Annotated in this window: 19 protein-coding genes and 1 pseudogene; 12 read left to right on the forward strand and 8 right to left on the reverse strand. The window is 58.0% G+C overall.

Translation table 11 applies throughout. The features are described from left to right. Positions 1-26 precede the first annotated feature (26 nt). The 3 genes from PHA81_RS13065 to PHA81_RS13075 form a co-directional block, all read right to left on the reverse strand. Entirely contained in the window at positions 27-572 is a 546-nt protein-coding gene (locus tag PHA81_RS13065) for an SWIM zinc finger family protein (protein ID WP_273837030.1), read from the reverse strand. Positions 573-1199: 627 nt separating this feature from the next. Then, positions 1200-1466, reverse strand: coding sequence for a hypothetical protein (locus tag PHA81_RS13070; RefSeq protein ID WP_273837031.1), 267 nt, complete (start codon positions 1464-1466; stop codon positions 1200-1202). A gap of 513 nt (positions 1467-1979) precedes the next feature. Further along, positions 1980-2399, reverse strand: coding sequence for a hypothetical protein (locus PHA81_RS13075; RefSeq protein WP_006078540.1), 420 nt, complete (start codon positions 2397-2399; stop codon positions 1980-1982). Positions 2400-2595: 196 nt separating this feature from the next. Between PHA81_RS13075 and PHA81_RS13080 the strand changes: the two genes are divergently transcribed. From PHA81_RS13080 to PHA81_RS13110, 7 genes are all read left to right on the forward strand, one after another. Then, the gene (locus tag PHA81_RS13080) at positions 2596-2880 is read left to right on the forward strand and encodes a hypothetical protein (protein WP_273837032.1); all 285 of its coding nucleotides are present in this window, start codon (positions 2596-2598) and stop codon (positions 2878-2880) included. Positions 2881-2977: 97 nt separating this feature from the next. Continuing rightward, a complete protein-coding gene (locus tag PHA81_RS13085; protein WP_273837034.1) occupies positions 2978-3406 on the forward strand; it encodes a hypothetical protein in 429 nt (142 codons plus the stop codon). Beyond that, a complete protein-coding gene (locus PHA81_RS13090; protein WP_273837035.1) occupies positions 3406-3702 on the forward strand; it encodes a hypothetical protein in 297 nt (98 codons plus the stop codon). The genes PHA81_RS13085 and PHA81_RS13090 overlap by 1 nt, the downstream gene beginning before the upstream one ends. A gap of 132 nt (positions 3703-3834) precedes the next feature. Next, positions 3835-4344 (forward strand): DUF6166 domain-containing protein, encoded by a 510-nt coding sequence (locus PHA81_RS13095; protein ID WP_273837036.1) that lies wholly within the window; start codon positions 3835-3837, stop codon positions 4342-4344. Positions 4345-4429: 85 nt separating this feature from the next. After that, the gene (locus PHA81_RS13100; RefSeq protein WP_273837037.1) at positions 4430-4615 is read left to right on the forward strand and encodes a hypothetical protein; all 186 of its coding nucleotides are present in this window, start codon (positions 4430-4432) and stop codon (positions 4613-4615) included. 164 nt (positions 4616-4779) lie between these two features. Next, positions 4780-5148 carry a hypothetical protein gene (locus PHA81_RS13105; RefSeq protein ID WP_273837038.1) on the forward strand — a complete coding sequence of 123 codons (369 nt, stop codon included), beginning with the start codon at positions 4780-4782 and terminating at the stop codon, positions 5146-5148. 106 nt (positions 5149-5254) lie between these two features. Continuing rightward, the gene (locus tag PHA81_RS13110; protein WP_273837039.1) at positions 5255-5461 is read left to right on the forward strand and encodes a hypothetical protein; all 207 of its coding nucleotides are present in this window, start codon (positions 5255-5257) and stop codon (positions 5459-5461) included. A gap of 205 nt (positions 5462-5666) precedes the next feature. Here PHA81_RS13110 and PHA81_RS13115 read toward each other — a convergent pair whose 3' ends face one another. Both PHA81_RS13115 and PHA81_RS13120 read right to left on the reverse strand, forming a co-directional pair. Then, positions 5667-6140: a hypothetical protein gene (locus PHA81_RS13115; protein WP_006078532.1), complete on the reverse strand. Its 474-nt coding sequence runs from the start codon at positions 6138-6140 to the stop codon at positions 5667-5669. Continuing rightward, entirely contained in the window at positions 6137-6598 is a 462-nt protein-coding gene (locus PHA81_RS13120) for a helix-turn-helix domain-containing protein (protein WP_006078531.1), read from the reverse strand. The genes PHA81_RS13115 and PHA81_RS13120 overlap by 4 nt, the downstream gene beginning before the upstream one ends. Before the next feature lie 562 nt (positions 6599-7160). On the opposite strand from PHA81_RS13120, the gene PHA81_RS13125 reads away from it, so the two are divergent. Beyond that, a complete protein-coding gene (locus PHA81_RS13125) occupies positions 7161-8138 on the forward strand; it encodes an IS1595 family transposase (protein ID WP_256685183.1) in 978 nt (325 codons plus the stop codon). 599 nt (positions 8139-8737) lie between these two features. On the opposite strand, the gene PHA81_RS13130 is transcribed toward PHA81_RS13125, so the two are convergent. Further along, positions 8738-9916: an ISH3 family transposase gene (locus PHA81_RS13130; protein ID WP_006078530.1), complete on the reverse strand. Its 1179-nt coding sequence runs from the start codon at positions 9914-9916 to the stop codon at positions 8738-8740. 154 nt (positions 9917-10070) lie between these two features. On the opposite strand from PHA81_RS13130, the gene PHA81_RS13135 reads away from it, so the two are divergent. The 3 genes from PHA81_RS13135 to PHA81_RS13145 all read left to right on the forward strand — a co-directional run bounded on the left by PHA81_RS13135 (position 10071) and on the right by PHA81_RS13145 (position 13538). Continuing rightward, positions 10071-10355 carry a hypothetical protein gene (locus PHA81_RS13135; protein WP_049914205.1) on the forward strand — a complete coding sequence of 95 codons (285 nt, stop codon included), beginning with the start codon at positions 10071-10073 and terminating at the stop codon, positions 10353-10355. 65 nt (positions 10356-10420) lie between these two features. Next, positions 10421-11170, forward strand: a complete 750-nt coding sequence (locus PHA81_RS13140; protein ID WP_049914203.1) for a helix-turn-helix domain-containing protein — start codon at positions 10421-10423, stop codon at positions 11168-11170. 58 nt (positions 11171-11228) lie between these two features. Next, positions 11229-13538 carry a cation-translocating P-type ATPase gene (locus tag PHA81_RS13145; protein ID WP_006078526.1) on the forward strand — a complete coding sequence of 770 codons (2310 nt, stop codon included), beginning with the start codon at positions 11229-11231 and terminating at the stop codon, positions 13536-13538. Positions 13539-13759: 221 nt separating this feature from the next. Here PHA81_RS13145 and PHA81_RS13150 read toward each other — a convergent pair whose 3' ends face one another. Continuing rightward, positions 13760-15100 carry a cytochrome P450 gene (locus PHA81_RS13150; RefSeq protein WP_273837045.1) on the reverse strand — a complete coding sequence of 447 codons (1341 nt, stop codon included), beginning with the start codon at positions 15098-15100 and terminating at the stop codon, positions 13760-13762. A gap of 210 nt (positions 15101-15310) precedes the next feature. Between PHA81_RS13150 and PHA81_RS13155 the strand changes: the two genes are divergently transcribed. After that, the gene (locus tag PHA81_RS13155; protein WP_241430121.1) at positions 15311-16426 is read left to right on the forward strand and encodes a MarR family winged helix-turn-helix transcriptional regulator; all 1116 of its coding nucleotides are present in this window, start codon (positions 15311-15313) and stop codon (positions 16424-16426) included. A gap of 71 nt (positions 16427-16497) precedes the next feature. Here the strand turns inward: PHA81_RS13155 and PHA81_RS13160 are convergent. Next, positions 16498-17736: pseudogene (locus tag PHA81_RS13160) on the reverse strand (transposase). Positions 17737-19156: the final 1420 nt, after the last annotated feature.

Genomic DNA, 19156 nt, shown 5'->3' on the forward strand with positions numbered 1-19156 from the left:
CCTCGACGCGCGCGATCGGGGCCGACCTACTCGGCGGCGGTTTCGAGCGTCTCGCGGGCGTTCACTGCGGCGTCGTGGTCGTCGGCCCCCATCGGGCCGCTCATACCCAGCGCGGCTTTCACCGCGTCGGCAGCGTCGGCACACTGCTGCTCGGTGAGCGCACCGGTGCGTTCGTCGCCCGCGTCGTCGAACGCGCTCACGATCTCCTCGGCGTCATCGAGCACCTTCACCGCGCTCGCCACCTCGTCGAACGCGGCGGCGGTGAGCGTCACGGGAACGGTGGTCTCGCCAGCACTGAGGGGCGTCTCACCGGTGACGGCGACGACTCGAACCATGTGCTTGCACATGGCCGACCGCTCGGCGTCCGGGCACGTACACGACCCTTCCAGCAGGTTCACCGTGTACGTACTCCCCGAACCGCTGTGAACGCGGTGCTCGCCCGGCGCGCTCGTCGCCTCGACGTGCATGAAACTATCGAGCGCGCGGTGGATACGCTTCTCCTCCTTGTCAATCGCGTCGAAATGCTCGTTCTCGCCCGATTCGTCGCCGTTCGCCGCTTGGGTTCGTGCCATAGGTGTTCACCGGGGGCGCTCCCCCTATGCTACCAATATACGGTCGGATACTGATAAAACCTTTGATCGAGCTCGGTGCTAATCACGCGATAGCAACCGCAAGCGGTCGATCAGGACCCGGCTGAACCTACCTCTGTCATTCGGGACGTTGCTGCTCGGCGAAATTCAACACTCCTCGCGGTCACTTATCGGCGCGCGCTTCTACCTTCCGGGTATCCTCAACGCCGGATACAGGGTCAACCGAAGGGCCGAATTTTGAACCGAACTCGTACAGTTCCGGCGCGCAGGAGATACACCAACCTTCCTCCTGTTCCTCATCGCTGTATTCCCACATATCCTTGCCGCAACCGACGCAAAACGCCGTCATCAACGGGCCTCCACGCAGGCCGCGTATCCCGAAACCCCTGTAACTCCGTGCTGTTCCTCGCTGTCGTCCGCGTTCGACTGGTTCCGTTCCATAGGTGTTCACCGGGGCGCTCCCCCGCACTACCAATATACGGTCGGATGCGGATAAAGGCTTTGCTTTGGTTCGCTCACGTCTGGCTATATCTGTCGGTATAGACCCTGAGATGCGATAATTAGACTGCGAGGAAAGTGCTTCACCGACGCCGGTTGTCGGTGGTCGGTCTATTCGTTGCCGTCGGTCTGGCGACTCTCACCCTCGTGCTTGTAGAGATCGAACAGGATTGCGCTTGTGAGGGCACTGAGACACGCGATTGCCATGCCTCGGAATGTCCACTGCGGGACGTCTCCGCCGTTCGCGGCGACGAACAGCGCGAAAAGGACACAGTATGCCAGCGTTCCGACGGCCCACGCGAGACTCGCGCCGTATGTTACCGAGACGATACTGATCGGTCGAAGCGGACTGAGGTCGTGTCGTTGCTTTCGTCCCATAGGTGTTCACCGGGGATCGCTCCCCGTATAACCAATATACGGTCGGATACGGATAAAGGCTTTGCCGCGGGTTCGATGCGACACCGCCAGAAAGCGTCTGCTGTGCCTGTTTTCTCGGGTTTTAGCGGCTCCGATCGCGGGGGTCGGCGGTTCTTACCAAACAATCGGACGGCGGTCATGATTAGATGTTTGGTAAGAGTGTCGGGTATGCGAGGGTTAGGGATCGCGGCGAACGGTGGTTGACTGATTCGGTGGATCGTCGCGCTGCTGTGGGCCGATAGCTGTCGCTTAGGAGGATAGTGAATGCAAAAGGCCCCCCGGTGAACACCTATGGATGGAGTTCAGAGGTGGGGCCTCTGCACTCGGTTGTAGACGGGGACACGTTGAAAAGCGTTTGCCTTGCCCTCCGGGGGTTGCTCCGATTGGCGGCTCGCTCTCCCGATCTAGTCGGCGCGAAAAGCAGCGGTGAGCTCGCGATCGACGGTGCGACTGGTGTTGCCAACTGTGCGGCGCTTAGTCGGCGAGCGGGTCGAGCATCCCCGCGACCGTTTCGAGGTCTTCGCGCAGCGCCTCGCGGTGACTGTCGAGCGTATCGGCGTAGTCGCCGATCTCCTGACCGGGGGCCGGGCACCCTTCCTCGGTGATTTCGAGGGCCACCCGGCGGCGGTGCTTGCAGTTCTCCGCGCCGTTATACTCCGTATCGGGACAGTCGCAACACTCGGGCTGATCGAGCACGACCATGTAGTGCTCGCCCGATTCGCTATGCACGTCGTAGATGCCGATGCACACGCCCTCGTCGTCAGTTTGAGGCACCACGATCATGCTCTCGCGGCGGGCACGAACGCCTCGGCGCTTCGCGGCGTCGAGGTCGTCCATGTCGGGGCTGTTCTCGTCGGCTCCGGCGTCGAGGGTTGCGGATTGTGCGATTGCCATAGGTGTTCCCCGAGGGGGGTTCCCTCGTATATCTACATTGTAGAGTCATTCACTTAAGGATTGGGTTATTCGACCGCCCTCCGGCGAATCGACGGGTTCAAGTGTCTGTATCTACAATGTAGATATATCGGGGCGATCCCGCTCCCGGTGAACACCTATGGAACCGACCGATCGCCCGCCGGGGAAGCCCCCGGCCATGCCAGCGGAACAGTTCGCCGACCGCGTGAAACGGATGGTGAGCCTGCGGAACGCACTCAACGCCGCCGAGTGTGTCGAATCTTCGGGCGTGAAACTCAACGAGGACGCTCGCGTGATCGGGTGGGCGGTGCTCCCCGACCGTGACGACTCGGCGACGTTCGACGCGGCACTCGCCGATCACGACACGACTCTCGATGCCCGCTCTCTCGATCCGCATGTCGCCCGCGACGGTGGAAAACTGGATGATCCGGGCGTGGCTGTCCGGTTCTCTGCCGACGAATGAACAACTGAGCGGCGGCTACTTCTCGCCCGTGGATCGTGGGGTTTAAGTTTATCCGACCGTATATTGGTAATACGGGAAGCGCCCCCGGAGAACACCTATGGAACACGAAGAAGCCGCCACCCACGACAGCGAGGAACAGGCCGACGAGCTAGTGATCCGCGTCTCCGGCGCTGCTCTGCCGGACGGCGAGCAAGAGCGCGAAACCATCCTACAAGACCTCGGACGACAGGTCGGGAGAATCCTGAGCGAGAACCACGGGATTCACGCTGATAGCGTGACCGGCGACGTGGGGCCGCAATACACTCAAATCGGCGACGGTTGCCCGGTCTGCGGGCACTCGTGCGTCGAACTTCGGGATTATACCTACACAGGCAACGGCGCGACCGCCTCGGCGTTCTGTCCCGAGTGTGAATGGGCTGGGACGGCGATCTACCGGCTGATCGACTACGAAGCCCACCGCTCCGAGGATGACTGGCGCTCGGCGGTGGCGTCTGACCGGAACTCGGCCCACTATCACGGGTACTGATGGCGCGCTCGAAAATCGAATACGATTACGAGCCGCTGGGCGAGAACGGCGTCAATATCACCCATTTTCGGGTCATCAAGGCCGAACAGCGGACGGGAATGGGAACTGCCGTGATGAGCGCGCTGCTCGATCGGTTCGCCGCTGAGGGGTACGAGTACGTGGTGGTGAACATGGGCGGCGGCGAGATCGCCTGCCGATTCCTCACCGATACGTTCGGAATGTCGATTGTCGAAGGTCCGAACGCCGACGGATTCGTAACTGCCGAGCGCGATATCAAAGGACGAAACACCGACTAAATCAGTGGGTTGATCGGGCGTTTCTGCTGCTCTTACGGCTACTATCTCGTGATTAGCACCGGACTCGATCAAAGTGTTTAAGTTTATCCGACCGTATATTGGTAGTACGGGGGAGCGCCCCGGTGAACACCTATGGCAACGACGGAAAAGCGGTCCCACGACGACGCACAACCCACAACTGACGATCGAGACGCCACCTACACCGGATACCGACGCTCGACCGAGCGCAACCGCGTGGTCGGCCCGGACGGGCGTCAACTCGATCCCCGCACCGACCTCGCAAACCACTCGCCGACCGGCCTCGAATGGGGCTACGGCGGCAGCGGTCCCGCACAGTTGGCGCTCGCACTGCTCGCCGATCACTACGCCGACACGGTGGCGTTCGACCACTATCAGGACTTCAAAAACGACGTGGTAGCCACTCTCGACGGCGACGAGTGGGCGATCAACGTCGCGACTGTCGAGAACTACCTCGATCCCGCTCAAATCGAGGACTCGACCCCGACGACCGAGATTTCCGGCCCCCACGATGAGATAATCAACGGCGAACCCACCGGAGAGACGTTCTACCGGTGTGAGGGCTGCGGGATGGAATCACTGAGCTCGGACCTGAAAATGAACGGCTGTCCCCGCTGCGATTGAGGCCGTACTACTCCGATAATCAAATCCAGAGGCGACAGTCATAAGTGGATACGACCGTATATTGGTAATGTAGAGGTGAACACCTATGGCACTTACATACGGTAACTCAGCACCGGAGGACCGCCACGGCTACGGCCCTGAGAATGAAGAAAACCCGTCACTGAAAGAACGGCTGAAAACCAGCATGACGGTGTTGAAAGCCGTCAAAATGGTACTAACGACAATCACCGCGCTCGCGTCGGTGTGGGCGCTGGTTCAAGGGATTCTCTAGATCCCATCGTCTTCGGTTCACGAACCGGTCGGTCGATTCGCTCATATTGCTAATTTCTCGCGGTAGCGCCGGTATAGGTCTTGTTTGAGCAAGGGAAGAACGGAACCTTTATCCGTATTCGACCGTATATTGGTGATATAGGGAGCAATCCCCGGTGAACACCTATGGGACGAGATATTGACGGCACGGACGCTGTTGACCGCTTCCAGATCGACACCGACCTGCTCGACCCCGACGAGTCGGTGTGGTCGCTGGTCGATGAAAACGGTGAGACTCGCCTCTATCAGGAGGCCCCCGAGGGCGTCGTTGATCCCGGCGGCGCGGTGGTGCTTCACTACGATAACGACGACGACAAACTCCTTCGCGTCGGTTTCGAGGACGAACGCACTGTCGTTGATGAGGTAGACGGCGGCATGACGGCATGGCGGGGCTACCCGATCACTGACCCGACGACCGGCGAGGAGTTTGAGTTTTGGGAGGAGTTACCTGACAGCGATCACCTACATCTCTCCCCCGCTGAGTTGGTGAACTAAGGGCTGGAACGGCGGTTTTGTCCCCTCCCTGTTAGTCGATACCGGAGGGTTTAAGTTTACCCGACCGTATATTGGTAATACGGGGAAAGCGCCCCGGAGAACACCTATGGAACGCACTACTGACGCTTCGACCACGCAGGACTGCTCGGAAACTGACGGTGGCAACCCGGAAACCCGGTGTAATGAGTGCTCGAACAAGTGGAACGAGAGCGAGGCCGGGCGCAAGTGTCCCGAGTGCGGGGCGCTCGGCCACCCGCGTCGGAGTGAGCGCGCGGACTTCGGCGGCGGTGAGGGAGGCATCGACGCACTCTAAGCAGCAGGGTTGACGCCACTCGCTGCCGTTTTCGGAACTGGGCTGATTGCTCCGTTTCGCCGACCGCGAGCGTCGAGCGCCGTCGCCTGTTCTTACCAAACATCTAACGGCCTGTCGCGTTCGGATGTTTGGTAAGAGCGGCGGCCTTCGCGCCGGTCGGCGGCTCCGATCCGTTTGGGAAAATCATCTATCCGTCGTTCGCGCTTTAATCGCTCGCGGCGTCCTGGGACTGCTGGGGAGCGCCCTCGACACGGCTCTCGGGATAGTAGTAGGGATCTCCGGCGTCGAGCGTTCCGTCTGCTTCGCGCCGTAGGACGTTCTCGGTGGTCCACTCTCCGAGGTGAGCGTCGAGCGTCTCGAAAAACCGGACCTCGATCACGCGATCTGTAACGGGATACTCCGGGTTATAGTCGGCGACTGTCTGGCTGCTGCCGGGCACCTCGAATTGATCCGCCCGCTGCTCGCGAACGGCGGTCGCGAGTAGCTGCTTGTCCTGGTCGTCGTCGCGGTCGTGGAGCACTCGACCACGCTTGATCGACACCGATCGACCGCTGAGCAGACTTTCCGAATCTTCGTCGGCGTCGATGTCCTGGTACTCGCGGTCCTCGCTGCGAGCGCGTTCCCGTACCGACGAGAGAACATCGGCAACTGCCGACCGGAGTCTCCGAAAAACGCTCATGGAGAACCGTCGGCTGGTGTCGATGGCGTGATCTGCTGGAAACGAGTCACCGCCTCCTCGGACCACGCCTCGATTTCGTCGTTTAGTTCCTCGACCGTTTCGGGGAGCGGTTGTGCGCGATACCGGTATTCGTAGCCACCATCACTGAGTGGGTGCGTCTCACGATTTACCAGGTCGGCCTCCCGTAGTGTCAAGAGCCGTTTGTTGATGAGGCTGCGATCGTTGCCGAGCGTCTCCGCGAGCTCGCGTGAGGTAGACCGCTGATGATCCAGCAGCGTCGTGTAGAGTTCGAAATCCGACAAAGCGAGGCCGAAAAAGAAGCAGATAGTTTCGCTTAAATCCGGTCCCGATCCGTCCCCCGCCATCGCCTCGAACTGTGCAAGCTTCCGCACGGCGTCCCACTGGTTCGTACCGTCCTGTGTGGAGGCTTGCTCAACACACCCATCGCACGAGTCCATATATCGACGGCTTAGAGATACGGCTTAAGCCTTATTCTGTCGCCCCCCTACCCCATATTCAGAATCGGACTCGCCGCTGCGAAACCATCGACGGTGATCGGACTATAGGGATTCGCTGAAGTCTTCGTACTTTCCAATATCACAGATTGGCTATCTGCTGAAATCAGCGTGCGAGATACAGAGCGCGTATCTTGCATACTGCCTGCACTCAATGACGAGATCTGATGGGCAAAATTAGGATGGCGCTCTTCTCGACGTACAACCGAGTGGAGGAATGCAGTTCACGGAGTTCACGATTAGCGCTATTCACTTGGTTCTGTCATTCTGTGAAATTGTTTTGGTATTATGTATCTCGCGTCTGTCCGTATTATGGGGATGAGAAGCTTTTCCAACCACTAAGTCGCTCATCCCGCTTTTCGTACCCCACCAGGCACTTTCCGAACGGTTCCGACGGGCAACCAAGAACCTCGTCAAGAGTTCGCTCCTCGTCGACGAAGACAAAGAAAATCGCTCTTGCCGAGTCTGGTGAAACAGTCGCGTAGGAACTACAGCATCCCGCCGTATGCTAGTGGATGTGCTCCAACGGACAGCTTTCGGCGGGATGCTCCAGGAAGTTGTTGAGCGCCAAGCAATAGTGTTCCGCCCCGAGCCGCTCGACGCCATCGTCGAGCGGCGCTGCAAGCGTGCGTGGGAGCAGGCTCCCTGTCCTGAGTGTGGAGAAACAGCTCTCCAGACTCGGGACGGTAGTCCCCGAGTCTGGTGTCGTAACTGCCGCTATAGCTTCACATACACCCGAAACACGCCGTTCGCAAACACCGGTCTTACACCCGGTGAACTCCTTCTCATCTTCATTCTCTACGCTGATACCTTGCTCAGCATCAACCAGATCGCCCAACTATTCGATTCCTGCTACGACACGATCCATACGCAACTCCGTGATGGGGAAGCCGCGTTCGAACGCGGCTTTCCCCTCGTCTGGGAGCGCATCCAGCACACCGTTGAGGGACCAACACAGATCGATGAAACCGGCTCGAAGTGTTCGGGCTACAAAGGTCAATCGCCGCCGCGGGACGGTCTCTCACGCGGCGGTTCTGGGGAACCGGGCCGATCACGCTGGGAGGGAGCACCGGGCGACAAACTCACGCTCGTCGCGGCGAGCCGCGACGTGCTTCGGGTGATCTCAGCCGAAGAAGGCTCAAAATACGACGAGAATCTCGGGCCAGTGATCGAGGAAGCAGGCGATCTCTCCCAGCCGCTGGGAGAGATCTGGACCGACGAACTTCCCGCGTATCAGCAGATGAATCACGAGCATCGAACCGTTGTTCACGACGATAAGTACGTCTCAGACGAAGGCGTCCACACAAATCAAGTCGAATGCCTCTGGTCGCTGATCCAGCCGTGGCTGGAGAAGTTCCGCGGTCTCTCCAAACCCGGATTGGAGCAGTCCGTCCGAACCTACGGGTTCGTACGGACGTTGAACCTCGTCGGAGCACCGCTACACGGCCTCGTTGACTGCTTTGCCCTCAACGTGTTTCACTAGATTCGGCAAGAGCGAAGAAAATTGACTGTATGGACCGATAAAGAGGCAAGAGATAGCAACAGAGGTCTGATGCGAGATATAGCCTCTGAGTCGATCACGGTGTTCTTGACGGTATCTCAGTAGTTCTCAGCAGCCGTGCTGAATAGAGGGCGCGTATCTTACACATTGGCTCGTCAACGGTATTCTGATCGGGTGACTCAATGCCCATTTACGGGAACCAGTTTTTTATTTCCCTCTCGACGGTCGCATTTTCGGACGAAATCAACAAGTGAACCGTTCGATGTTGCACATCGAGATCGGTCAGTCGTCGTATCTGATGTGTGAAAATAGGACGCCAAATTCCTCGATGCGAAACCCCTGGGATCGTGTCGAAAGTCGGGTTCACGGCTCCCTAAGCTCCGACATCGATTCGGCACTATCGGTAGTTCCCATCGGTCCTGATTGCTGACTCGATTTTTTGATGGGAGGGGAGAGATCAGACAGGCCGCTTCACTGAAGCACGCTAAGACGGTGATTCCACGGAAGTGAGAGAGCTGTCACGTCAAACAAGATGCGAAGCCGTCGCTCCGTTACAGGGTTACCGCTGGACGCGGGCGATCTCAGCCCGCGTCCAGCTGGCTGTAAGTCGCCGGGATACCGACACCGTTGGTTGGTGCTTCCCACTTCCGGCGGAGGGTATCATCGAGAGCGTGATCGATCCACTCTCGGAAAACCTCGAACCGGAACCAGACCGGCAGTGCTCGCCCGCCGCGTCGCGGCGTGGCGAGCACGCCCCATCGAACGATCAGCCAGAGATTCCGCAGGAGAAAGCTCACCAGAACGAATAACAGCCGCACGACTGGATCTGTCGTGCTGGTTCGGGCGCGTGCTTCACGCATCGTTCGGAAAGCTGTCTCGATCGCCGAGCGCTTCCGGTAGAGCGCTTCGACGTCTTTCGGCGTGCGATCGGTCAGATCGCACGCCACGTACGCTCGAACGAGCAAGCCGTGTTTACCTCGGTTGCCGTGCTGGTAGGAGACACAGACCGCGAGCGGGAAGCGCAGTTCCCGCTCGCTTCCCTCGTACATCACGTACTCCGTCCAGTAGGAAACCGTCGTGTTCAGTTTCTCGGCCATCTGTTCGCCGCCACGGACGATCGGAAGAGCGACTGATGCTACTGCATCCAGTCGCTCGATCGACGTTCCGTCGTAGAACCCACGATCGGCAAGGAGCCCAGTGATGTCGAACGGAAGGACCGCGACATGGTCGAGCAGACGCTCGACCGCGTCGCTTTTCGGTTCGTCACCACGGACGGGTGTGATTGCGACGACGAGTGGTTTGGCCCGACAGAGGACGAATCCAGCGAGGTAGCGATGGCACTGGGAGGTGCCATCGCGAGGCTTCGTGTGACAGAGTTCGCCCGCGTCAGCGTGTGGACAGCCGTGATAATGGATATCGACGAAGTCGAGGCAGATGATCCTCGGGCCGAGGCCGAGGATCATCGCCGCCTGTTGAACGAGGAGATCGTTGACGACGGCTTCGAGTTCAGCGGGCGGGACGGTGTGAAGCTGCGCAAGCGTGTAATCATCGGAGTACGTTCCACGAGTGGTGTCAGTGACAGCCTTGATGGACTTCTGATCGACAGCGGCCTGAAGGAGCGTCTGTCGGATGATCCCGGAGTCGAAGCCGCAGCCTTCGACTCCGGGGATTGGGATCTCAGAGTGGAGATCAAGCGCTAAGGTTTCAAGGTCAGAGACCGTAAGAACGGTGTCTGGATGGTAGAGGAACTTCACACCCATCCAGACGCTCTCTGAGAATCTAACCTCATCAGTCCTGACTACGTTCTGATCCGATGGGAACTACCGACTATATAGACAAACTCCGAATTGTAGACAATCATTTGTTTTTGCCGTTTCTATACCATTTAATCCCCGGAGCGACGACCAGATGAACATGCCGGATCAACTGGACGATAACGTGCGTGTGTGGCTGGTCGAACGCACATACTCTGACGACGAGCAGAATCTAATCATCCTCACCTATGCGACCACTGACGGGGAGCAGTACTATCGGAAGGAACGAGCACTAACCTCTTTTACCGACGTGCGCGACACCACAGCGGCCGTCAATGCCGATTTGGATAACCTCGGTACTGTCGATGACCCTGACCTCCAAGAACGGTACGCCGCCGAAGCACAGCGGATGCAGGAGATTCATGAACCCAACGACGTGATCTGACCCAACAACTGAACCAGGACGGCCCGAAGCCATGTGTTATGCCTCAGTGTCGCCTACAGCACTACATGCGCGAACTCGTCTTCGCTCTCGAATACGAGGCTGAATGCAACAGGGTGGCAGATACTCTCGCTGACTATCCAGATGCTTCGATTCGTTCGCTCTCACTCCACGTCACCGAAGACCGCCTCTGGCGGGTTGACCACGCTACAGGAACGTCCAATGCTCTCGTCGACATTGAAGACGCTTTTCTCAACAGCGACTACTACGCGGACTGTCTCGCCACCGAGGACTGCGACGCTACTCAGAGTACAGAGGTTCTCGACCATACCGACGACACACTCGTTCTCTACTCGTACTGGGAGCGCACTCCCCTCTGTTCGTCCATCCCCCACATCGCACGCGATCACCTCGGAAACGGCTTGCTGTTCGATACGCGCCACGAGAGTCGCCACTACACGTGGCGCATCATTCATTCCGACGAAGGCAATGTAAGTGCATTCTTCGACGAGATCAAGACTGCTGTCGGCGACTGCGCGCAGATGGAGATGCTCCGAACAACAGCTACCTCGACACCGGCGAGCGAGGGGGACGACAGTGCAACCGAGTTGTCGTCAGAGCAGGAAGCGGCTCTCCGGGCCGCCGTTGAACACGGCTACTACGAGTCACCACGGGAGGTCGATGTGTCTGAGTTGGCTGGGCATCTTGACGCGCCACGGTCGACGCTTACCTACCGACTCCGGCGGGCGGAGGAACACTTGGCAAAGCGGTACGTCGCTCGTGAGCAGCTACCAGACGAGCTGTCAACGCCGCTCTGACCCCGGATTGGAATTTTCCAACTAACGCTTATCGAGTTGACTGCCCTATCTCGTAGTGATGACCGAAACTGTAGACGCAGCGGAGCGGGAAAACGACGGTGAGCAGACACAAGAGTCGTCCGTCCGGCTCACCGTTCCAGAGATGGACTGCCCCTCCTGTGCGCAGAAAGTAGACAAGAGTCTCCAGCGCGTTGATGGGGTCACTGATACCACCCTGCAACCCACGACAGGCACGGCCACGGTGGCCTATGATCCTAACCGTGCCGCCGAGGCCGACGTGGTTGCGGCCATCGAGGGTGCGGGCTATGAAGTCATTGGCGGCGAAGACGGTCCTGATGAAGAATCCGCCGATGACATGGAAATTGCACCTCCGGCGGAAATTTGGACGAGTTCGCGCGCGATCAAGACGTGGATCGGAGCGGCGTTCGTCGTGCTCGGTCTCCTCTTTGAGTTCGTCCTTGCCAGCCAGAATCCTGAGGTGGCGACCCTTCTCGGCTATTCACTCACGCTCGCGGATGGACTGTTCCTAGTCGCAATCGCCGTCAGCGGGTATCCTGTCGTTCGCGGCGGGTACTACTCCGCACGCAATCGGAGCCTCGATATCGACCTCCTGATGGGGACAGCGATCATCGCCGCCACCGGCATCGGCTACTTCGTTGAAGCCGCGACGCTGGCTGTATTGTTCAGCATCGCAGAACTGCTTGAAGACTATGCGATGGACAGAGCACGCAACTCGCTGCGTGAGCTGATGGAGCTTTCACCGGATGAGGCTACGGTCCGCCGGGATGGCGACGAGGTGACCGTGCCAGCTGAAGACGTGGAAATGGGTGAGACCGTTGTTGTCCGTCCCGGCGAGAAGATTCCGCTTGACGGCTCGGTCATTGAGGGAGAGAGCGCGGTCGACCAGTCACCGATCACTGGGGAGAGCGTTCCTGTCGACAAATCCCCGGGCGAAGAAGTGTACGCTGGAAGCATCAATCAAGAAGGCTATCTCGAAGTGGAGGCTACCTCGATAGCGGGCGATTCGACGCTCTCGCAGATCATTGAGATGGTGCAGGGCGCTCAGGAGAAGAAAACCGAACAGGAACAGTTCGTCGACCGATTCTCGGGCTACTACACGCCCGCAGTCGTCGTGCTGGCGATCCTCACGGCAGCGGTGCCGCCACTCGCGCTCGGGTGGCCGTGGCAGACGTGGTTCATTCGTGGACTGACCCTGCTCGTCATCGCGTGTCCATGCGCATTCGTCATCTCGACGCCCGTCTCGGTCGTTTCCGGGATTACGAGTGCTGCGAAAAACGGCGTGCTGATCAAGGGCGGCAACCACCTCGAAGCGATGGGTGAGGTTGACGCTGTTGCGCTGGACAAGACTGGGACGCTCACGAAGGGTGAACTCACTGTCACCGACATCGTCCCACTTGGAGAGCACAGCGAGACGGATGTACTTCGATATGGCGCAGGATTGGAACAGCGCAGTGAACATCCGATTGCCGAGGCGATCCTCACTCGTGCGGACGAGGCTGATGTCACTGATCTCCCCGTTCCGTCTGATTTCGAGAGCTTGACTGGAAAAGGCATCCAAGCCGAAATCGGCGGTGAGACATACTATGCAGGCAAGCCAGCACTATTCGAGGAACTCGGCTTTGACCTTTCGCAAGCTCGCAGCGTGACCGATGGAGGGACCGTCTCGGAAGGTATCTCTCGGGACCCTCCTTCGGAGCAGGAAGAATTCATTGACTATGTGTTCGGAGAACTCCAGCGAGACGGTCGAACAGTCGTCCTCGTTGGAACAAACGCGGAGTTGGTAGGCGGTATTGCAATCGCCGACGAAGTACGCTCGACCTCGCAGCGTGCGGTCGAGCGTCTGCATGAACGCGGTGTCGGCCATGTAGTGATGCTGACGGGCGATAACGAGGGAACTGCACGGGCCATCGGCGAGCAGGTCGGCGTCGACGAGTACCGCGCTGAACTGCTGCCCGATCAAAAGGTGGAGGCTATCGAGAAATTGCAGGCCGAACACGGGATGGTTGCGATGGTCGGCGACGGAATCAACGACGCACCCGCACTCGCCGCCGCTGATATCGGCATTGCGATGGGTGCAGCAGGGACGGACACAGCCCTCGAAACCGCTGATATCGCACTGATGGGCGACGACATTGGGAAACTGCCGTACCTATACAGACTGTCGCAGACGGCAAATGGGGTGATTCGGCAGAACATCTGGGCGAGTCTCGGTGCGAAGGCATTACTCGCTGTCGGTGTCCCGCTGGGATACGTGAGTGTTGCGCTCGCAGTCGTGGTGGGTGATATGGGGATGAGTCTGGGTGTGACGGGTAACGCGATGCGCCTCTCACGACTGAAGCCTGATTGATGCTTTTAGCGCGTGAACGATGATATTAGTGGCGACTCAGTTGGGTCGTTACTGGCTGTCCCTATAGAGAGAGTGAGGCAGCCATGCCTCACTTGATAAGAGGGCAAGAGACAGCGACAGAGGCCAATGCGAGATACAGCCTCTGTATCTTGCACGGCAGTTCTGACAGCTAGCGGGGAGATTGTCCGGTGGGAGTATGAGGACTTCTGCTAAACACTATATCAACGCTTGCGAATCCGCATCGGAAGCCCGTTTTTCGTTTGCGTCGTGATCTCCGGCTCGATCGTGATGTTCGTGTCTTCGCCCATCCAATCGAACTGATAATTCTGCCCGATCCTCGCGAGCACGAGGGTCGCCTCAAGCAGTGCAAAGTCCCGACCGATGCACGTTCGCCGACCACCGCCGAACGGAACGTAGGCGTACTCGTCGAGTTCTTCCTCGAAGTTGCCCGTCCACCGATCGGGACGAAACGACTTCGGTTCGTCGTAGTACCGTTCGTCTCGGTGAAGCGCGATCACCGAGAGATGCACCTGTTCGTCGCCCGGAATCCGATAGCCATCCACCTCGACCGGCTCGGTCGTCTGGCGGGGAATCGTGTGTACCGGCGGGTAAAGCCGGAGTGTCTCTTTCACGATCCGATTGGTGAGCTCTAGATCGTCGACGTTCTTAGGGCACGGAAGATCGCCGTCGAGCACGGTGTCGAGCTCGTCGTGAAACTCGCGGCGAATCTTGGGGTTGGTCGCAAGCGAAAACCAGGCGAATGCGAGCGCGGCGGCGGTCGTCTCGTAGCCCGCGAAGATCATCGTGAGCATCTGATCTTCGACCTCCTCTTTACTCATGTGATCCTCACCGCTCGCCTGGCGTGCCTGGTGAAGCATCGCGATTAGTCCGTCCGGGCGATCGTCGTCGGTCTGCTGGCTTCCGTATGCCTGCTCGGCAAGCAACCGATCGACCTCCGTTCTGAGTCGCTCCGAGGACTCGCTGAAATCCCTCCGAGCGGGCGTCGGCACCCACGGCGGCATGAGCCACGACGTCGGTGTGAACCAGCGATTGAGCCCATCGGACGCTTCGCGAAGGTTCTCACCCTCTCCTGGTGAGAGCGTCCGCCCGAACAGGGTCGCAAACAAAATCTCGAGCGTGAGGTCCTGCATCTCGGATTCCATATCCCGAGTTTCGCCGTCTCGCCACGTCGAAAGCCGCTGTTCGGTCGCCTCAACCATGTATGGTGCATATCCGTTGATCCGATCACGCCCGAATAGCGGTTGCATGATCTCCCGCTGGCGACTCCACTGCTCACCTTCCGTCGAGAGCAACCCGTTGCCGAAAACCCGCTGGAAATCGTCTGTCTTGCCGAATGAGTCTATATCAGTCACGAGGGCACGTCTGAAGTGCTCCGGATGAGCCATCACATAGACGTCAGTTCCCGGCAATTCCATCCGATAGAGGTCGCCACATTCCTCTATTGCATTCTCGACAAAATGGAAGGGGCTGCGCGCGAATTGAGCCGCATGTCCGATAACAGGATACCCCTCCGGGGAAGGCACTGTAGACTTCTGAGGCATGATCGATTCACCACACACCACCCAAATAAAGGCAATCCTATCGCCCCAAATTTGTAACGAGTTTACTCGTTCGCAACTACGAGGAGAGGGTATTCGTCAATTGACGAAATATCGATGTATTTACCATATGGCCGTGCGCTTAAAGTCGGACGAGATGATTCGCAATAATGAATGCAAGCATACGACGTGACCCCAATCGGATGGTGAATCATGAGGCAGGCGAGAAACCCACTAACGAAAGAGGAACTGGTGATCCGAGACGTTATCAACGAGATCGTCGACACCGATCGTTACGATGTCCTCTATGCGGCCAAAAGACTACCTCAGCCCACGACTCGCAGCGAGATAGCCGACTATAGCAACGTCTCTCGACAAACGACGTCGAATCATATCGCGGTCCTGAACGACCGTGGCTTCGTCAAGTCCCACGAATCGGGTATCGAAATCACTGCTGGCGGAAAAGTGCTCGCCGAGTCCATCAAGGACAGCCTCGACCCCGTTGGACGCGACGAATTGGCGTATCTGAGTCGGTCGGAATACCCGATCAAAGCCCTTCTAACGATCTACGAGACGAACAGCCGAGCGTGTGATCTGGATTCCGCCATCTCTGGTTCGCCATCGCGATCAACCATCGGACGAGCCCTTGATTCCTTCGTCGAATACGGGTGGGTGGCCGAAGATTCGGACTCGCTCTCCTTAACGGCAGATGGCAAGGAGGCCCTGGTTGCCTACGATGAATTAGCGAGGGCAGTAGAACAGCTGATCGAGAAAGCCAACTGGCTACAGCGGCTCCCGCCGGAGGATGCAACGTTCCCGGTCCATGAACTCGAGGATGCGTACGTGATCGCTTCCGATACCGGGAAAAAGGCCAGGGCGCTCTGGAGAGCGCTTAGGCTCTGTGACTTGCGAACCAACCGGTTTCGGTGTGTCGTTTCGATCTACAATCCAGTGCTGTTTCATGCGTACCGGATGATGCTCGACATGGGTATTGAGGGCGAGTCTGTCATCGACTGGGAGACATTCAAGGATATTCGCAACGAACAAGAGACAGCCTTCGCGGCTGATGAATCCCTGTACGCCAACTATCAACCGCGCTACCTCGACTACTCCCACACCCTCGGGGTCGGCCTCTATGACGATCGAAAAGTAGCGGTCGGAGCCTACAATGAAGTCGGCGACGGTGGAGAAATCGCGATGATCGTTTCCTCGAACGACGCACTAATCGAATGGGGAACCGACCTCTACAAATCCTACCGGGCGGAATCCAAACACCCCTCCGAAGCGATCGGCGACGAAACCGATCAACTCGCCACCACTGCTGACTGATTGTGGATTGGTAGTTGGCAGTATCTCGAAACCACGAGAAATCGTTAGCAGCTGGGGTGAACTACTCCACCCTACTCCGTTCGCGCTTTCACGCTCGCTTCGTTGAGGGCGGGGCTTCCTGCTTCCAGGACGCGCTTTGCAGGAACCGGCGAAACGTCGGTTCCCGTAGGGAGCGCAGTCTCCACAGGCGTTCGTTCGGAGTGAACCACTCCTACGTCGGCAAGACCGCGAGAAAGGACGTTGACGGCAGCGTTCACGTCTCTGTCGGCTTCAAACCCACAGGCCGGGCACGAGTGTTCGCGGACCCACAGCGGCTTGTCCGTCTTGACGCCACACTGGGCACACTCTTTGGTCGTTCCCGCCGGTTCGACCGCAACGAAGTGTGTGCCTTCGCGCTCGCATTTGTACGCGAGCATCCGGCGGAACGTCGCCCATGCGGCGGACGCGATGTTGCGACTGTTCGACGGGCTTTCGAGCATCCCGCGAACGCTTAGGTCTTCGACCGCCACGAGGTCGTATTCCCGCGCGTAGTACGCCGACACGCGGTGGAGGAAGTCACGTCGTTTTCGCTTGATGTCGGCGTACCGTTGGGCGACGACTTTTCGCTGGCGTTCCCAGTTGTTCGATCCGTGTTCTTTCCGCGAGAGCTTCCGGCGTTCGCGGTCAAGACGGTTCCGTTCGTCGGACAGATCAAGCGACCCGAGCGCGAACCCATTGGTGTCGTGGGCGAACTTCAGGACGCCCACGTCGATGCCGACGCACCGCTCGGGATTGTCGGGCTTTGCGGGTGGTTCGCGGTCCACTTCGACGCCGAACGTGGCGAACCACTCGCCGGTAGGTTCTTGCTTCACCGTGACCTGTTTGAGGCGTCCGTCGTCGGGTATTTTGCGGTGGAGTTCGATAGGGATGTCACCGATTTTCGAGAGGTGGAGCACAGCGCGACCGCCCTTCTTGTCGAGCTTGAAGCCGCGCTGGCTGTAGGTGAACGACTGGTACTCTCGCGGCGGTTTCCAGTTGAGCGAACCGACGCGGTAGCCGTTCTCTTTCAATTGGGACAACCCTTCGAGGTTGTCGTAGAGACGTTCGAGCACGACCTGCAACGTGCGCGAATACACGTCGTTCAACTCGTCCCATCACTGCTTGAGGTCGGGTAGTTCCGACCGGAGCGTGGTCATGGCAGGTGTCTCCTCGTGCTGATTCAACCGAAACAGAAAATGATTGTACACTTGCCGACAAGTATCGACGGTCCACGATAACTGCTCGCGGTGAGCGGCAGTAGGCTTGAGTCGATACTTGTAAGCGTAGTACACAACATATCGACGTTAGGGCTGGCGATTAGTAATGATTCTGGTTTAATTTTGACGGAAGATGACGGGCGCTGTATCCTCTCCCTACCGCTCACCCCTTCGGGGTTCGCGCTTGAGGGAAGGGAATTAGCACCCTGCGAGGTTTGCTAATTCTCGCATACTGTGCTCGGTGGTAATTTGTTTAAAATTTACTCGTTCCATTCACTTTTACGGTGTCAACCCCGGCGGGAATAACCCTCTCTGTATCGAACTGATTTCCGCGAGAGGCCATGCACGGGCACCCAGCCACATACCTCGATTCGGCTGATGATTCCGAAAGTGAGTCCGGCGGACATACTACGCATACCGTAGCCGGCGGACCCGCCCAAGCGGTCTCTGGCATGACCTATCATGAACCAGAGCAAAAATCGCTACATCCGGGTAGTATGTAAAAACTCCCCGGACAGGCAAGAAAAGTGCCTAACCGCGATCCGTACGACTGAGAAATCGACTCAGAGAGGTGCCACATGAGCACGTCCATCACTCCGAGTAAACCCTCCGAGTATGACGATTATCGGAATCCTTCGATATTAGAAAGCGTGTTTCAGCGAGAGAGCACGATCATTGGCACGGCAGATCACTTCGATATTGCTCCGTCAACAGCTCGGAAGTGGCTTATACGATATGGATTCTATTCTCCGGAATCAGACGGGGTAAAAACCATCGCTCAGAGGCTAGCAAGCCTAGATCCAGATGATGTCAATCTTGATGGAGCTGATGATCAATGATATCTATCTCACAGAGTGAAAAAGTGAGGTTTCATAAATATGATTAACCAAACCTTTGACCACAGCCGGAATTGTCGTATTGCGACGTCTCCTGATGACGGTCCTCAGCCTAGTTGTCGGTTGAAGGAGACTGACTCTGAGTGGATTATTACAGATCCAGATGGTGCCCTCACCGAGTTCTACGACCTTTGTCAGTGGTGCTTCGCCGATACCGATCTCGATGAGGTGGATGAACTTCTTCGTAGCAGCCACCAGCACGGACGGTGTCTCCATCGGTCGGAAAATTCTCTGTCCATTAATGAATCTGAGAACCAAGATAACTCCGCAACGGGACCAAAATCAGTATGAAAGCTACGCTTTTTCCCCCTACTCAGGCGTATCCTCAAGAAAGGAGATTGATGGCTTCTACGTCTGCAACAACCAATACCGGAACCAATGGAAACGGTGGTGTGGGCTACAGAACCTCCGGAAACGGTGGTGTGTGCTACGGAACCTACGGAAACGATGGAGTACGGTTGCATCCCAGCCTCTGGAAATACACTCCTGACCTACAGAACCTCCGGAAACGGTGGTGTGGGCTACGGAACCTACGGAAACAATGGGGACCGGTTGCATCCCAACCTCTGGAAATACACCCCGACCTACGGAACCCACGG

This window comes from Halococcus sp. PRR34 (genome assembly GCF_028617175.1).
Classification (GTDB): domain Archaea; phylum Halobacteriota; class Halobacteria; order Halobacteriales; family Halococcaceae; genus Halococcus; species Halococcus salifodinae.

Coding starts and splice junctions, on each gene's coding strand:
- PHA81_RS13065 (WP_273837030.1), bottom strand. CDS start 572: ATGGCACGAACCCAAGCGGCGAACGGCGACGAATCGGGCGAGAACGAG.
- PHA81_RS13070 (WP_273837031.1), bottom strand. CDS start 1,466: ATGGGACGAAAGCAACGACACGACCTCAGTCCGCTTCGACCGATCAGT.
- PHA81_RS13075 (WP_006078540.1), bottom strand. CDS start 2,399: ATGGCAATCGCACAATCCGCAACCCTCGACGCCGGAGCCGACGAGAAC.
- PHA81_RS13080 (WP_273837032.1), top strand. CDS start 2,596: ATGCCAGCGGAACAGTTCGCCGACCGCGTGAAACGGATGGTGAGCCTG.
- PHA81_RS13085 (WP_273837034.1), top strand. CDS start 2,978: ATGGAACACGAAGAAGCCGCCACCCACGACAGCGAGGAACAGGCCGAC.
- PHA81_RS13090 (WP_273837035.1), top strand. CDS start 3,406: ATGGCGCGCTCGAAAATCGAATACGATTACGAGCCGCTGGGCGAGAAC.
- PHA81_RS13095 (WP_273837036.1), top strand. CDS start 3,835: ATGGCAACGACGGAAAAGCGGTCCCACGACGACGCACAACCCACAACT.
- PHA81_RS13100 (WP_273837037.1), top strand. CDS start 4,430: ATGGCACTTACATACGGTAACTCAGCACCGGAGGACCGCCACGGCTAC.
- PHA81_RS13105 (WP_273837038.1), top strand. CDS start 4,780: ATGGGACGAGATATTGACGGCACGGACGCTGTTGACCGCTTCCAGATC.
- PHA81_RS13110 (WP_273837039.1), top strand. CDS start 5,255: ATGGAACGCACTACTGACGCTTCGACCACGCAGGACTGCTCGGAAACT.
- PHA81_RS13115 (WP_006078532.1), bottom strand. CDS start 6,140: ATGAGCGTTTTTCGGAGACTCCGGTCGGCAGTTGCCGATGTTCTCTCG.
- PHA81_RS13120 (WP_006078531.1), bottom strand. CDS start 6,598: ATGGACTCGTGCGATGGGTGTGTTGAGCAAGCCTCCACACAGGACGGT.
- PHA81_RS13125 (WP_256685183.1), top strand. CDS start 7,161: ATGCTAGTGGATGTGCTCCAACGGACAGCTTTCGGCGGGATGCTCCAG.
- PHA81_RS13130 (WP_006078530.1), bottom strand. CDS start 9,916: ATGGGTGTGAAGTTCCTCTACCATCCAGACACCGTTCTTACGGTCTCT.
- PHA81_RS13135 (WP_049914205.1), top strand. CDS start 10,071: ATGCCGGATCAACTGGACGATAACGTGCGTGTGTGGCTGGTCGAACGC.
- PHA81_RS13140 (WP_049914203.1), top strand. CDS start 10,421: ATGCGCGAACTCGTCTTCGCTCTCGAATACGAGGCTGAATGCAACAGG.
- PHA81_RS13145 (WP_006078526.1), top strand. CDS start 11,229: ATGACCGAAACTGTAGACGCAGCGGAGCGGGAAAACGACGGTGAGCAG.
- PHA81_RS13150 (WP_273837045.1), bottom strand. CDS start 15,100: ATGCCTCAGAAGTCTACAGTGCCTTCCCCGGAGGGGTATCCTGTTATC.
- PHA81_RS13155 (WP_241430121.1), top strand. CDS start 15,311: ATGAGGCAGGCGAGAAACCCACTAACGAAAGAGGAACTGGTGATCCGA.